Raw genomic sequence first — 1,176 nt, forward strand, 5'->3', positions numbered from 1 at the left:
TTCTGCCTCCAAAGCCGCCTGACCGTCGCGATGCAATATTTCCTTGAGGTTACGCGCCAGGGCTCTGAAAGCTCGAAAGGTATTTGGCCCAATCAGCCATCAGCGGTCGACGCTTCTCAAGGAAATCAGATCGGGAATAGGAGCTTTCAACGGCGCCCCTTTCATCGTGCGCCAACGCGAGCTCACAGATGTACCTAGGGTAGTTGGTGCATTCCCCTGCCCAGTCGCGGAATGTTGAGCGAAAACCGTGGCAGGTCACGCCCCGATAAGCAAGGTCCTCTTGCAGCAAGTCCCGCATAGCATTTCCATGCATGACCCCTGACCTTCCGTGCCCAGGGAAGAGGTACTGGGAATCGCTATTTCTAGGGATCGCCTCATGTAGCCGTAGAACTTCTTCGGACAGAGGAATGGCGAATGCTTGACGAGTTTTCATGCGGGACTCGTCCAGCCTCCAGACTCGCTCTACCAGGTCAAACTCTTCCCACCTGGCAAATCGAACCATATGACTGCGTGCGCCGGTCAGTAGAAGCAGCTGCAGCGCTTGAGCATTGCGTACTCGAAGCTCGTCGAGTTGATGCATGAGCTTCGGTGCATCCTTCCAATTCAAAGCTATGAAGCGCTCGCATGTTCGAGCCTTTTTCTTCTCCAACCTGCTGAGTAGATTCTCTAAGTGCCCCTTCCAACGCGCCGGGTTCTCACCACTACGAAGACCTCGCGCCTTCGCAGCATCCAGAATCTGCTCAATCTGGGAGCGGACTTCATCCGCAGTCCGACTTTTAACCGCCCAGATCGGACGCAGAATGCTCAGCACATCTTCAGTCTGCACATCTTTAGGAGCTGAAGTACCGATCCGATCAAACGCGTAATGCTCCAGCTTACGAATCCAGCCCTTACGCCAACGCTCCGACCAAGCACCGCTGTGTGCTTCGAAGTATTCTCGGGCGACTGTCTCGAATGACTTCTCGCCTAGCCTGGTTTCCTGCTGAGCTAGTTTTCGGGCTGCCCGCTCAGCATCTCTCGCGGCGAGCGGATCTACTCCTGAACTGAGCTGTATTCGAAATGCACTGCAGGCAAGGCGAGCATCTTTGAGGCTCACCTGCGGAAAGCCTCCCAGCCCCATTTCGCGGCGCCGCGCATTTAGCTGGAAGCGAAATACCCAAGACTTGCGACCTGTCG

Annotated in this window: 1 protein-coding gene; it reads right to left on the reverse strand. The window is 55.4% G+C overall.

The genetic code is table 11. The features are described from left to right. Positions 1-49: 49 nt before the first annotated feature. A partial coding sequence (locus FAS41_RS30690; protein ID WP_138527027.1) for a tyrosine-type recombinase/integrase occupies positions 50-1,176 on the reverse strand: 1,127 nt, incomplete at its 5' end.

It is taken from the genome of Pseudomonas nicosulfuronedens (assembly GCF_005877905.1).
GTDB lineage: Bacteria > Pseudomonadota > Gammaproteobacteria > Pseudomonadales > Pseudomonadaceae > Pseudomonas > Pseudomonas nicosulfuronedens.